We start from the raw sequence: 12,878 nt of genomic DNA, 5'->3' as shown, positions 1-12,878 counted from the left end.
CGGCCGCCACCCCGCAGATGTCCTCACTGTGAGAAGCTGCTCGCAGACGCCATCAAACCTAAACTGCCAAAGTAGTGCTAGGCGCTTTTGCTCAATATTTGCCAGACCGTTCAAGTTGATCGAAGAGCTGCTGAACATTCGATTCGAGGAAACCACTCTCTCCATCTCGGTGAATGATTTCGAAGCTTAGGCCTGTCTCAATGGAGCGACTCGAGAAGGCCTGTGTCAGTCCAGGACCACGAATAACATCCGTATCAAATCCCAGACCGCGAGACTTTAGTGTCTTTACCGTGGCATCCACGTCGTCCACCTCAAGTGCGATATGAGCAACTCCAAGGCCGTGGTGCCGCACGAATTCCGAGACTTGAGAAGCCGGTTCAGTGCCCTGACACAAAACAAATCTAATGCCTCGGCTCTCGAGTTCGGCAGACCGCATACCGGTCCCTCGGCCTTTGATGTGAAACCGACGTTTCAATTCAAATCCAAGTACGTCTCGAAAAAACTTAATTGAGGCCTCAAGATCGAGCACGGCGATCGCAATGTGGTCGACCCTACGGAATTGCGACAGCGAACTCGCAGACGTCTGAATGTCATTCAGCTCGCAACCGATCGTTCTCATGATGATCTCCTATCCACGGAAATCTTGGGGCCACGTCCGCGAGACCGCCAAATGGTCGGGTTCCTGGTCTCAGCAATGTCTAGCAATCAGCATGCCAAAGACATTCTGCGAGCCTTGCCCCAAGGAACCATGTGCTTCGCGCCACGACGGCGGGAATACTTCGGTCTTGATGTCGGGGTTTGGACATGGACGTCTTGAACCGGACACAGCTTGAAGAACAACATGGACATCAAGACGCCTCTCGCCTCCCGTGCTGACTCTAGCGTCCACGCAACGATGAAGTCGCCGAAGCGACGTCACGACCGAGGGCTCGGCGGCCACCTCCAACTTTGCTGGCGGCGCCGTGGCGGACGACGCTTGCTTACGGACTCCAAGGTGTCGTCCCTCCCCGCCTGGAACAGAAGAGCGTACTTCGTTGCAGTCCACATCAATGAGGTAAGCGCCACGCACTGTCGAAATCCGGAGGTCCAGAAGCATCAAGCGTGCGAGACGACGAAGTTGAGACCGCCAACCTCTGGTCCAGCAATACCTCGCACGAATTGCCACCCTGGATCGCCTCGCCGGCAAACAGGCGCTCGATCTGGAGTTCCTAAAGCGGCTAAAAAGAGCGCACCCGGCGCCACGGATGTCATCGTCATTCGGTGGCTAATGCGCGATCATGACCGTCAGTAGCGCCATCAGCAACACCACGTCGCCACCAGCGCAGCGACCACGACGAGAGCTATCTACTCGGGGGCGATGCGATCTGAGCGCGCCCGCCTCTGCAATGTCTGAACTGATCAGCCCGCAAAAGCGCCTTGAACGTACCGCTCCTCACTGGCGTCTGTCGGAGTGGTGCCCTGGCACTCAATGGTATAGGGATCGCGCTTTCATACCGATCTGACGTCAATTGAGCTTGGAGAGCATGACGTCGTTCCGGATGCTATGGACCCTCAGTCACTTGTGACCTTAAGCTGGCGTTTGCGCCCGATGGATGGAATTTCCCACTCAGCATGCTACGAATAAGGGGAACGGCTCGAGCTGCGATACGTGAGAGTTGCACCTCGTTGCCGGACCTCAGCGTCAATGTAGTATAAGGATGCCGCCATAATACCGCAAATTCGCACCTTCACAATCACCTGAACAAGGGCGCGCCCCAGCTATGAAAACGCTTGCTACGTTAGGGAGCGCTATCGGCGCAGCCTTGGGGGATGACATTAGCTTTTCGGGCGGGCAGATACGTGACCCGGTTCCCCTGCCATTTCCCGATGAAGCTGAAATGTTGGGGAACGTGTCCATTCGCCGTCGGCGTGAGTTCAGCTGGGGACGTCATCACGCTCGTGAGGCATTGCGTCATCTAGGCTTTGCTCCTGTTCCAATTTTGTCGAGAGATCGGGCCCCCCTTTGGCCCTCGGGAGTTGTCGGGAGCATTTCCCACTCTTCGTCTGATTGCGGAGCAGTTGCTGGACGCTCCAGCAATGTACTCGCTCTGGGACTAGACATTGAAGATCAAGAGCCGCTTGAAGCGGAGCTCCTGCCAATCATATGCACCCCTGTGGAAATGGAGCGTAAAGAGTGGTCAAGCGGTCGCTTCTGCCCGAAATTGATCTTCGTGATCAAGGAGGCCGTATACAAGTCATACGCGCCTGCGACTGGTGAGTTCTTGGATTTTCAAGATGTAATAGTCGGGACGGACGATGCGGACGGGTCGTTCGAGGCTAAGATTATCAACGCAAACAAACCAGCGTTTTTTGGAAGTCGAATTATAGGAGGAATTTATCGGCAATTTGAAGGCGGATTTCTTGCGGTATCCGCGCGATTTAGCGACGCGTAGTATAACATTTTTCGGCATTCCGGCTTCGCAAGCATAAAGGCGCGCCGGAGAACTCGTTGATGTTGGCTGCAATGGAGGAACTATTTTGTTCTGACCGGGCAAATATGCAGGCTTGCACGCTGAACTTCAGGTGACATTAGCGGCTTCACTCTGTACAACAATTCCATTGACCCCATCGAGAATTTGCCGTTTTAACCCGAACGCGTCTGAGACCACTACGGCCGACATTTAAAGAGCGCTTTGGTAAGTGCAAGCCCGAAACCCTCCTCTTTTGAAAGCTGAAAAACCGCAAAAGCGCGAGCTTGAAGTCTGCTGATGATCTCAGCGTTTTTTTGGTGATCTTTCATAGACACGCAGACAAATCGGATGTACTGGCGGACTTTCCGGGGCAGACGCGCAGCATGAGCCTCGCACTCCGAGAGATATTCAGCCGCTTCGGGATCATCCGATACACCAGCAGGATCGGGACCAGCAATAACCAATCTAGTTCCGTCGGCCACTAAAGATTCGTTCTCAACAAACCGCCGAAAATCCTCTAATACGCGATCGAGACACTTTAGTCTGTCCCAACGCGACACCTGAAGGAAGTATCTCTCCTTTATTAGGTCGGAAAGGATTATACTCAAAGCTTCATCATATCCGCTTATAGAGACGTATCTTTCCAGCTCGTCTCCAGGCTCATCGGGATACTTCCGCCCTGCCTGCCTCGGAATTGACGCGGACGTTGGCCTTTCCTCGGCACAAGCTTGCCGAGCGGAATGGTGATTTCAGCGGTATTCATGACTTGCTCCTTTGATTTGGTTTCAGGCGTCCCTGCCCCTACGGGTCAGGCCACCTGACCCCTGCCCACGCGGCGAGCAGCGGGGAGCGGGGGGCAAGTCCCGGGGGCGGAGGGGTCTCCCCGGTCTGCACGGAGCGAAGCGGAGGAAGATGGGGGAAACCGCCTGCGGCGGCTTGCTGGGAGAGAGGGCCGCGCGCCTCTCTCCCCAGTCACACAAGAAATGTGCCGCCAGGCACATCCATGTCGGCGCAGCCGTGCCGCGAAGCGGCCCCAACAAAGAAGGGTGTACAAGGCGAAAGCACCGAAATGCCCGCTATCGGGACCAAGCCAGTTCGGTGCTGGAGAAAGTTCGTGGCCCTGAGACCGGGTTGATAGGGCGGCCGTAGGAGCATCAGCAAGCGCCGCCGCAGGCGATCGCGGTGGGGACGCTCATTGCTGAGCGCCCCCCCGCACAGATCCGTACGTGCAGAATTCCCGCATAAAATGTGTTTGAGCACATTTGGTGCGGGAAATCCGCTCGACCGGTTTGATGAGCGGGGAAGGGAAACGGAGCGATGCCAACACGGCCCAAGCCACCTCGCCCTTACTCGACTCTACTGACGCCTCTGGGTTAGTTTGCCGCTGAATGGTGGACAGGTGTCGGTGCGGCGTCTTTTTGCTGCCCGGCGGTCATGGTCCTGCCAGTAGCAGATTGCTGGCGAGCGCCGGGAACAGACTTGCCTCGGACAGGCGGCGGCGAAGGCCAGACGGATGCGCGAGACGGTTTCGATGACGCGAGCGCCGAGCTTGAGCAGCCTGAGCCGCAGCGTAGCGAACTCGGCGTTGCGCAGATGATGGGCCGTGGGCACCGCCTCGCGCAAGGTGAGCATCAACCAGTTTGCGGCGATGTGCAGGACAAGACGGACCTGGTTGGCAATCGGTGAGCGGCAGGAGGTGCGGTCGGAGGCGAGCTGGCTCTTGTGCATCTTGATCAGGTTTTCGGCCTGGCCGCGGGCGCAGTAGATCGCGTCATAGATGTGCTCGGCGGAGCCTTTGTCGAGATTGGTGACGACGAAGCGGATGTCGAGGCCCATCGCGGTTGCCTCGATGCGAGCGCAGACGCGCCGGATCTGATCTCGGCCGTCACCGACGCGGTCCTGGAGAAGTGGCCGACTGACAAAACCGGCCGCTGGAGATCTGCTATGCCTTCGTCTCTAGATCTTGACCCGGACCGCGTCGAAGAAGACGGGCCTCGTTCGCAACAAGGCGATCTACATCGCCCTCGGCATCCTGCCCGATGGCGCCAAGGAGATCCTCGGCATCTGGATCGAGCAGACCGAAGGCGCCAAGTTCTGGCTGCGCGTCATGAACGAGTTGAAGAACCGTGGCGTAGCCGACATCCTGATCGCTGTCGTCGACGGCCTCAAGGGCTACCCCGAGGCGATCGGCGCCGTCTTTCCGTCGACGACCGTCCAAGCCTGTATCGTACACGCATGCAGCCCAGCACGCGTCAGCACCACGCGCTGGTCGCTGAGCCAGATCCGGCCATTGCCGAGGGCGAAATGCACCACCTCGGTCAAGTCCGAGCGGCGCCTGTGCCAAGCTCGCCACTGGCGCCACGACTGAGAATGCCTTGCGCCTGGCGCGATGCCTCGGTCAGCGAAATCAACCGGTCTGCTTTGTTCACGAGCGCTCCCCCGGCTCTCAACAATTCAGATTTGATGAAAGCGTCTAGTACCTCTGCACAGAGGATTTGACGGTTTCGATGGGTTGTAACCTGGGTAGGCTGTCGGGTTCGACGAGCAGTTCAATACTGCGCGCGAGGCCCGGTTGCCTGCGGATCAATCCAGTGCGCTCGAGGGTGAGCACCATCTGATGGACGGAAGGCGCGGTGACGCCGAAGAAGCGCTGCATATCGCGTTCGGCCGGCGAGCGACCGTTGAGCAGGCCGTAGGTCCAGATGAAGGCGAGATACTGGCCCTGCTTTTCGGTGAAGCGCGGTCGGGTTGGCGGCTTTCCGTCAAGTAATTGATTCATTTTCCGATTCTTCCGGAACCTCCGCAACCGAAGGAGGCCTTCTGGATGAATGTACGCTATCGTGTCGATCTCGACCAACCCGAACGCGACGAACTCACAGCGATGCTGCGAAGCGGCAGGCATCCGGCGCGCAAGCTCAAGCGGGCGCAAATCCTGCTCGCCGCCGATGCCGCCTGGGTGATGGGGCCATTGCTGCGACAGTGGTGGTCGGCGGCTCCACCGTCTATCGCACCAAGCGCCGTTTCGTGGACATCGGTCTGGAGGCGGCGCTCAGCGAAGAGCCGCGCCCCGGCGCGGAGCGCAAGCTGACTGGCAGGGAGGAAGCTCTGCTGGTCGCCACGGCCTGCTCGAACCCGCCACCGGGCCGTGCCCGCTGGACGCTGGAGCTGCTGGCCGATGAGTTCGTCAAGTTGACCGAGCACGAACATCTGTCGCGCGAGACGGTGCGCCGTCGCCTGGCCGAGAACGATCTCAAGCCTTGGCGCAAGGACATGTGGTGCCTTCCCAAGGTCGACGCGGAGTATGTTGCGCGCATGGAGGATGTGCTCGATCTCTACACCGAAGCCTCCGATCCGCAGCAGCCGGTGGTGTGCTTCGACGAAAGCCCGACCCAGCTCATCGGCGAGGTGCGCCAGCCGATCGCGCCCGCGCCGGGCCGGCTGGAGCGCTACGACTGCGAATACAAACGCAATGGCACTGCCAACCTGTTCGTCTTCCTCGATGCGCACCGCTCCTGGCGCAAGGTGAAGGTCACCGAGCGGCGCGCGGCCGACGACTTCGCCCACTGCATGCGCGATCTCGTCGATCTCCATTACCCTCACGCCGTGCGCATCCGGGTGGTGCTCGACAACCTGTCGACCCACACGCCCGCCGCGCTCTATCAGGCCCTGCCGCCATCAGAGGCGCGACGCATCCTGCGACGGTTGGAGTTCCATTACACGCCCAAGCACGCCAGCTGGCTCAACATGGTCGAGATCGAGATCGGCGTCCTGCGCAGTCAGTGCCTCGACCGCCGCATCGAAAGTCGGAACAGCCTCATTGCCGAGGTCGCTGCGTGGGAAAACCAGCGAAATAACAGCGGCGCCCGCATCAATTGGATGTTCTCAACCGAACAGGCCCGCCTCAAAATGGCCAAAGCCTATCCAAAGCCCACCGGCAAAGAGTCATAATCCCTGTGCAGAGCCACTAGCGCATTTACTGAAATGAACCGGTTCGGGTGGTCACGGCAGGGCTCTTCGGTTCTGGCGAGCCGATGGCACTCCCGGCCTGGGGACCAACCGCTTGGCGCCACTCGACTTCGACCCGGAAGTAGCACGTCGCAGCGCCGGCATCGACTGCTTCTGGCACGGCCTTTGCAGTTGAGTTGGCAGGCCCGTTTGAGTAAGAGGGCGTGGAAGCACATTGACCTTTCAGGTCTTCGTGACGGCCAATGCGACGCGCGAAAAAAGCTAGTTCGCCGACGTCATAGGTTGCCCAGCAACCGGGCGTGCCCCCTTCCATGCCTCTCCGTCAGACGCGGCAATCCGGCACAGGCCGGCACCAGGAACATGGCCGCATTAACGGCGTGAGGAAGACGAAGTCATGAATATCCAGAGCCCCAATTTCATTGCTGTCGAGAAGTGGACCGGCAAGGCCCTGTTCGGTGATTGGCAGTCGACCTCCGCAGGTGTGCTGGATGTTCGCGATCCGGCAACCGATGTGCTGCTGGCCTGCATCGGCCTTGGTGGTCCCGCCGATATCGCCCGTGCCGCTGCTGAGGCGCGTCAGCCCCAGCGTGCCTGGGCCAAGACCTTGCCCACCCTGCGCGCAGCCATCCTCAACAAGGCGGCCGACCTGCTCGTCGCCAATGGCGAGGAATTGATCGGCTGGATCATTCGCGAAAGTGGCTCGATCCAGCCCAAGGCCAGCATCGAGATCGAACATAGCGCATTGTTCATCCGCCATGCGGCGGGCCTAGCGACGCAGCCAACGGGTCTAATCCTGTCTGGGTTCGACGACCGCGCCAACTATGCCAAGCGGGTGCCGCATGGCGTGGTCGGCGTCATCTCGCCATTCAACTTCCCCCTGGTGCTGTCGGTCCGGGCCATTGCCGCGGCCCTGGCTCTGGGCAATGCCGTCGTCCACAAGCCCGATCCGCGCACGGCCATCAGCGGCGGAATCATCATCGCGCGCGTCTTCGAAGAAGCCGGCCTGCCCAATGGCGTGCTGCAGATCGTGCCCGGCGGGGCCGATGCCGGCGAGGCGCTCTGCACCGATCCCAATATCGCCATGGTCTCCTTTACCGGCTCGGCGCGCGGCGGCTCCAAAGTGGGCGAACTCTGTGGCAAGCACCTCAAGAAGGTGCAGCTCGAACTGGGCGGCAAGAATGCGCTGATCGTGCTCGACGATGCCGATCTCGACATCGCCGCCTCCAACGCAGCTTGGGGCGCCTTCCTGCATCAGGGCCAAATCTGCATGGCGACCGGGCTAATCCTCGCTCATGAATCGATTGCCGCAGAGCTGACCGACAAGCTCGTGACTAAGGCGAGCCACCTGCCGGCGGGCGATCCTTCCTCGGGTCGCGTCGCCCTTGGCCCGATTATCTCCGATGGTCAGGTTGCGACCATCCAGGCCATTGTGGACGACGCAGTCGCCAGGGGTGCCAAGCTCCTCGCCGGCGGCACCCATGACGGGCGGTTCTATGCCGCTACCGTACTCGATGGCGTCGCGCCCGGCATGCGCGCCTTCGAGGAGGAAATCTTCGGGCCGGTCGCTTGCATCGTACGGTTCCGCTCGGACGCGGAAGCGATCGAGATCGCCAATATGTCGGACTATGGCCTTGCCGCCGGGGTGATTTCGGCCGCCGTCGGGCGGGCCATGGCGCTGGGCGAACAGCTCAATGTCGGCCAACTTCATATCAACGATCAGACCGTCAATGGTGGCCCCTTCGCCCCCTTCGGTGGACGCAGCAAATCGGGCAATGGCAGCCGCATCGGCGGCCCGGCCGATATCGAGGAATTCACGCAGTGGATGTGGATATCGGTCAAGGACCAGGCCACCGCCTACCCGTTGTGATCCGCAACGCAAAGGAATGCTGCCATGAATCTTTTAGGCAAGACCATCATCATAACGGGTGCTTCGTCAGGCATTGGCGGGGAAGTTGCCCGGCTCGCCCGCTTCTTGGGCGCCCGCGTCATCGGCCTCGACCGCAACGATCCACTCATCACCCTGGACGGTTTCGTAAAGGCCGATCTGGGTGATCCCGCCGGCATCGACGCCGCGATCGCAGCGCTGCCGGAAAAATTCGACGGGCTGGTCAATGCGGCCGGCGTTCCCGGCACCGCCCCCCGGGGACTAGTCGGAAGGGTCAACTATCTTGGCCTGCGCCACCTGACGGAGGGGGCGATCGACCGGCTGAAGCCCGGAGCATCGATCGTCAACTTTGCCTCGGTCCTTGGCGGCGAGTGGCAGCAGCGGCTAGCCCTGCACAAGGCGCTGTCGACGGTCGGCGGCTTTGCAGAAGGCGAAGCCTGGCTCGCGGCCAATCCGGTCCCGCAGGACACCTGCTACCAGTATTTCAAGGAAGCGCTGATCGTCTGGACCTTTGCACGGGCCCAGGAGTGGTTCCTCAGGTTCGACTTGCGTATGAACTGCGTCGCGCCGGGCCCGGTTTTTACCCCGATCCTGGGCGACTTCGTCACCATGCTGGGCGACGAGCGCGTGGCCAACGATGCGCCGCGCATGAAGCGCCCCGCCTTTGGGGACGAGATCGCCTCGCCGGTGACCTTCCTGCTCTCCGATGCCGCCCGCTGGATCAACGGGGTCAACCTGCCGATCGATGGCGGGCTGGCATCAACCTACATCTGAGGAGGACCACCATGTCCAAGGAACAGCTCGATTTGATCCTCAAGCCAAGCGCCGAACGTCCGCCACCTGCCAACCCCCCGCCCCCGCAGTTGCGGGAATGGTTCGAGGCGATCAACGCCCAGACCCCGATTGCCGAAGGCGCCATGATCGAAACCATCTCGGTTGGCCCTTGTTCGGCCGAACTGATCTGCCTGCCGGGCGGTGATGAGACCCGGGTGGTTATCTACTATCACGGCGGCGGTTTCCTGTTCGGCTCGCCCCGTTCGCATCGCACGATCGCAACGCATCTGGCCAAGGCGAGCGGCGCCACGGTGGTCAGCGTCGACTATCGGCTGGCACCAGAATACCCCGCGCCAACCGCGCACGAAGACGCCTATGCCGCCTATCTCTGGGCGCTCAACCATGGCCACGCGCCCGCCTCTGTCGTCCTGAGCGGGGACTCGGCGGGCGGCAATCTGGCGCTGGCCGCTGCGGTGGAGGCCCGTGACAGCGGCGCCCCGGTGCCGGCCTGCCTGGTGCTGATGTCGCCAGCGCTGGATCTGGCGAGCGAAGGCGAGTCCCACCGCACACTGGCCGACGCACCGTTGCTCAATCGCGACCTGATGGACTTCTTCAACCAGGTCTATGTCGGCACCGGCGATCGGCGTTCGCCCAAGGTCATGCCATTTTACGGGGATGTCTCGGGGCTGCCGCCGGTGCAGGTGCATGTTGGTTCGTGGGAGCTACTGCGCGACGACAGCATCACCATCGCCGCACGCATCAATGCCGCCGGAGGCAAAGCCGAACTCAAAGTCTGGGAGGGCATGTGCCACTCCTGGCAGCTCTTCGCGCCCATGCTGGAGGAAGGCATGGCCTCGATCGAAGAGGCGGGCGCCTTCGTCCGGCGGCACGCCACCTGACGTTTCGACTGACGCAGCTCGGTTGGGAGGCCGAAATTCAGGGAGGAACATATGAGCATCTACAAGACCATCAGTAGCAGGGGTATCACCTGACGCAGCTTCATCAAGGCGGTGGGGGCCGCAGCCGGCGGCGTTGCCGCAACACTGACCCTGCCGGCCAGCGAGCGCTCGGCCTTTGCCCAGGGCGAGGCGGGATCCGCGTCGGCTTTATTGGCCCGCGCTCCGGCCCGCTGGGCATATTCGGCGAAGGCGCCCCCTTCCTGGTCGACAGTTCAACCGCAGCCTGTATGCCGGTATAATTTCCGGGACTTCGGGCTGATTTGCAGCAGCAACGTCTTGTTTACACGTGACTGGTAGCGCCGCAGAAAATCGCGAAAGGCGACGATGCAGTTCTCGATACCCTTCGAGCAATCGAGTATCGACGTGCTGATCCTGCGCCTTCGCCGTAAGCTGGCACACCGCTCGACCCTGCAGTATATACGCACCGAGCGCGGCGCCGGGTACGTTTTCGAGAGCGCGCCGTGGACGCTAAGGCGGTCGCCCTTCCTTTGTAGTCTATCACGTAATATCAACCACTCAGCGTGTGTGGTGCAGTCAAGGAGGATTGTCGGGGGACGCGCGACTCTGTTGTCTGGCTGGCCGGTTGCCGTGGCCGGCGTTGCGGGCGACAGCCACCGAGTAGCTCTTCCGCGGCGGCGCCCCGATCGTAAGCCTCATCTGATGCTAGCACGCGTGGCCGTCGTGGCAGCCGCGGACATAGATCGTGTGGACCGGTGTCTGCATGCGCCGGGCAACACCCATTGTCGGGTTTGTCAGGCCTCGACGCTGCCGCCGCCGGTTTGCACCCAGCTCGGGCCGGAAGCCCGTTTGAAACACTTGTCCGAGTTCTTCCCCGCCTCTGGCTCGATTTTTGCTCCTCTCCCTCGCCACGCTGCGGATGCTGCCGAGGACGCGCCCCGCTGGTAACGGGAACCGCTCATTTGGCGCGCAGTCTCGGATTTAAAAGGAGAGGCTTCTTTGGCAACTGGGTGGAACTTTCGGTTTGCTGCACTCGGATCTTGTCTGCTCACCTCCATGGCGATGGGTCAGGACAATCTGCTCGACAAAGCGAAATCGCTGTTTAGCCCCGTTCCCAAGGACCCGCCTGCCCTTGAGGGCAATCCGGCGACTGCAGAGAAGGTCGAACTGGGCAAGATGCTGTATTTCGAGCCGCGACTTTCGGAGGCGCACAACATCAGCTGCAACACCTGTCATCAAATCGGGCGCGCCGGCGCCGATGGCCGCCCCACCTCAATTGGCTTTAATTGGCAGCGCGGCGGCCGCAACGCGCCAACTGTGCTCAATTCAGTATTCAACACCGCTCAGTTTTGGGACGGTAGGGCGGTCGACCTGACGGAGCAGGCCGGCGGGCCCATCGCCAACCCGATCGAGATGGGAAGCACCCCTGAGCACGCCGTCGACCAGCTCAAGGGCATTCCGGGCTATGTGGAGGCATTCCGCAAAGCCTTCCCAGATGAAATCGATCCTCTCGACTACCACAACATCGGGAAGGCGATTGCCGTGTTCGAGGCGACGCTGACCACACCCAATGCGCCGTTCGATCGATATCTCGAGGGTGACGAAAGCGCGCTCACCGTTGAAGAGAAGAAAGGCCTCAGGCTTTTCATCGATAAGGGGTGCTCCTCCTGCCACAACGGCATCAATGTCGGCGGCGGCACGTACGCTCCTTTTGGCGTGGTCGAGAAGCCCAGCTGGGACTTCCTGCCGCCCGACGATAAAGGTCGCATCCAGGTGACACGTAACGTGGATGACGAGTATGTCTTCAAGGTCCCGACCTTGAGAAACGTCGCACTCACCGCCCCATATTTCCACAGCGGCCGTGCGTGGGACCTGGAGCAGGCCGTGGCGGTGATGGGCAAGACCCAGCTTGGCATCCAACTGGGCCCTGAGGAAGTCTTAAATATCATCGCCTTCTTGCGGGCACTGACCGGAGACCAGCCGCAGGTGACTTACCCGACACTGCCGCCGAGCGTCGCCACGACACCCCGGCCAGCGCCGTGATCGCATGAGTTTGGTGATGGGTTGATTGCCAGCCGCCGTTTGCCTCCGCGACCGGCTCTCTACAACGCCTTTACCGCGAGTTCAAAAAGCCGGCAGCCCGAGCCTGTCACCAAGTCACAGGCGACGAACGAGCTTTCCCCAACAAACCGATTCGCAGGGGATACCGTCCTGTCTCGGTCCAACTTGCCTCCTCAGCGCCAGTTCCGGAAATGTCGATACAGCCCAAGACAGCGACCGTGTGCGCACGGCCATCGCCAACACGGGGGCTATCGCGCTCATCTGAACAATCCCTCCCGGACTCGCACGCATCTCACTTCTGTCAAAATGAACATCCCTGTAGCGCGACGATCTGGATGAGAAGCGCGCGACAATCTCAGGATGAGCATACCGGACAACATCACCCCGATCTTCCTGCCGTCGCGCGCGCCAGAGCGCGCAAGCTGATACGCGGGCAATTGCGCATGAAGGTAAGCGCCAGGCCGTCTATGAGCCCAATCTATATTTGCCGATTGGAATGTGGACCTTCACGACAGTGCCTACCCCGGGTTTGCTGGGTCGTTCGTTTTTCGCTCTATTCACGCCGCAGGTTGCCGAAGCATGATCCCGTCCGGTATCTCGCCGATCGTGCTCAGACGCCACAAGGCGATGAGCAACTTACGGGCGAGCGCCACGATAGTCTTCGTTTTGCGTGCGGCGGTCGGGCCTTCCGTTCGCGCCCGATACCATAGGGCCAGTACGCTATCCTTCTGGAACCGCAGAGAGCGCTAGGCAAGTTGGATCAGGCCGCGGCGTACGCGGGCGTTGCCGGCCTTCGCCAGTCCCTTCTGCCGCCGCTTGGATCCG

At 60.9% G+C, this 12,878-nt stretch carries 10 protein-coding genes and 2 pseudogenes; 8 read left to right on the top strand and 4 right to left on the bottom strand.

The window, feature by feature from the left end:
* Window positions 1-91: 91 nt before the first annotated feature.
* On the bottom strand, window positions 92-619 hold the full coding sequence (locus ACWGTI_RS31265) for a VOC family protein (RefSeq protein ID WP_454590535.1): 528 nt from the start codon (window positions 617-619) through the stop codon (window positions 92-94).
* 1,141 nt (window positions 620-1,760) lie between these two features.
* Between ACWGTI_RS31265 and ACWGTI_RS31260 the strand changes: the two genes are divergently transcribed.
* A complete protein-coding gene (locus ACWGTI_RS31260) occupies window positions 1,761-2,432 on the top strand; it encodes a 4'-phosphopantetheinyl transferase family protein (protein WP_454590534.1) in 672 nt (223 codons plus the stop codon).
* Window positions 2,433-2,647: 215 nt separating this feature from the next.
* Here ACWGTI_RS31260 and ACWGTI_RS31255 read toward each other — a convergent pair whose 3' ends face one another.
* Window positions 2,648-3,010, bottom strand: coding sequence for a hypothetical protein (locus ACWGTI_RS31255; RefSeq protein WP_454590533.1), 363 nt, complete (start codon window positions 3,008-3,010; stop codon window positions 2,648-2,650).
* A gap of 872 nt (window positions 3,011-3,882) precedes the next feature.
* A pseudogene (locus ACWGTI_RS31250) lies at window positions 3,883-4,325 on the bottom strand (transposase); the annotation flags it as partial.
* Between ACWGTI_RS31250 and ACWGTI_RS31245 the strand changes: the two are divergent.
* A pseudogene (locus tag ACWGTI_RS31245) lies at window positions 4,314-4,683 on the top strand (transposase); the annotation flags it as partial. The pseudogenes ACWGTI_RS31250 and ACWGTI_RS31245 sit on opposite strands and share 12 nt — an antisense overlap.
* A gap of 240 nt (window positions 4,684-4,923) precedes the next feature.
* Here the strand turns inward: ACWGTI_RS31245 and ACWGTI_RS31240 are convergent.
* A complete protein-coding gene (locus ACWGTI_RS31240) occupies window positions 4,924-5,229 on the bottom strand; it encodes a LexA family protein (RefSeq protein WP_454590532.1) in 306 nt (101 codons plus the stop codon).
* A 45-nt stretch (window positions 5,230-5,274) separates the two neighbouring features.
* Here ACWGTI_RS31240 and ACWGTI_RS31235 point away from each other — a divergent pair.
* From ACWGTI_RS31235 to ACWGTI_RS31210, 6 genes are all read left to right on the top strand, one after another.
* Window positions 5,275-6,398 (top strand): IS630 family transposase gene (locus ACWGTI_RS31235; RefSeq protein ID WP_454590531.1). Its coding sequence is split into 2 segments (ribosomal slippage): window positions 5,275-5,404 and window positions 5,404-6,398, totalling 1,125 coding nucleotides; the frame shifts between segments, so codons are not numbered across the junction.
* 412 nt (window positions 6,399-6,810) lie between these two features.
* Window positions 6,811-8,283 (top strand): benzaldehyde dehydrogenase, encoded by a 1,473-nt coding sequence (locus tag ACWGTI_RS31230; RefSeq protein ID WP_454590530.1) that lies wholly within the window; start codon window positions 6,811-6,813, stop codon window positions 8,281-8,283.
* Between the two features lie 24 nt (window positions 8,284-8,307).
* The gene (locus ACWGTI_RS31225; protein ID WP_454578779.1) at window positions 8,308-9,075 is read left to right on the top strand and encodes a coniferyl-alcohol dehydrogenase; all 768 of its coding nucleotides are present in this window, start codon (window positions 8,308-8,310) and stop codon (window positions 9,073-9,075) included.
* 11 nt (window positions 9,076-9,086) lie between these two features.
* The gene (locus ACWGTI_RS31220) at window positions 9,087-9,974 is read left to right on the top strand and encodes an alpha/beta hydrolase (RefSeq protein WP_454590529.1); all 888 of its coding nucleotides are present in this window, start codon (window positions 9,087-9,089) and stop codon (window positions 9,972-9,974) included.
* Window positions 9,975-10,358: 384 nt separating this feature from the next.
* Window positions 10,359-10,940, top strand: coding sequence for a helix-turn-helix domain-containing protein (locus tag ACWGTI_RS31215; protein WP_454590528.1), 582 nt, complete (start codon window positions 10,359-10,361; stop codon window positions 10,938-10,940).
* A gap of 108 nt (window positions 10,941-11,048) precedes the next feature.
* Entirely contained in the window at window positions 11,049-12,035 is a 987-nt protein-coding gene (locus tag ACWGTI_RS31210) for a cytochrome-c peroxidase (RefSeq protein WP_454578776.1), read from the top strand.
* Window positions 12,036-12,878: the final 843 nt, after the last annotated feature.

The organism is Mesorhizobium sp. ArgA1 (assembly GCF_053714375.1).
This window is presented reverse-complemented; position numbering and strand designations above follow the sequence as displayed.

Bases quoted from the DNA above. Each gene is read 5' to 3' on its own strand.
- ACWGTI_RS31265 (WP_454590535.1), bottom strand. From the start codon at position 619: ATGAGAACGATCGGTTGCGAGCTGAATGACATTCAGACGTCTGCGAGT.
- ACWGTI_RS31260 (WP_454590534.1), top strand. From the start codon at position 1,761: ATGAAAACGCTTGCTACGTTAGGGAGCGCTATCGGCGCAGCCTTGGGG.
- ACWGTI_RS31240 (WP_454590532.1), bottom strand. From the start codon at position 5,229: ATGAATCAATTACTTGACGGAAAGCCGCCAACCCGACCGCGCTTCACC.
- ACWGTI_RS31230 (WP_454590530.1), top strand. From the start codon at position 6,811: ATGAATATCCAGAGCCCCAATTTCATTGCTGTCGAGAAGTGGACCGGC.
- ACWGTI_RS31225 (WP_454578779.1), top strand. From the start codon at position 8,308: ATGAATCTTTTAGGCAAGACCATCATCATAACGGGTGCTTCGTCAGGC.
- ACWGTI_RS31220 (WP_454590529.1), top strand. From the start codon at position 9,087: ATGTCCAAGGAACAGCTCGATTTGATCCTCAAGCCAAGCGCCGAACGT.
- ACWGTI_RS31215 (WP_454590528.1), top strand. From the start codon at position 10,359: ATGCAGTTCTCGATACCCTTCGAGCAATCGAGTATCGACGTGCTGATC.
- ACWGTI_RS31210 (WP_454578776.1), top strand. From the start codon at position 11,049: ATGGCGATGGGTCAGGACAATCTGCTCGACAAAGCGAAATCGCTGTTT.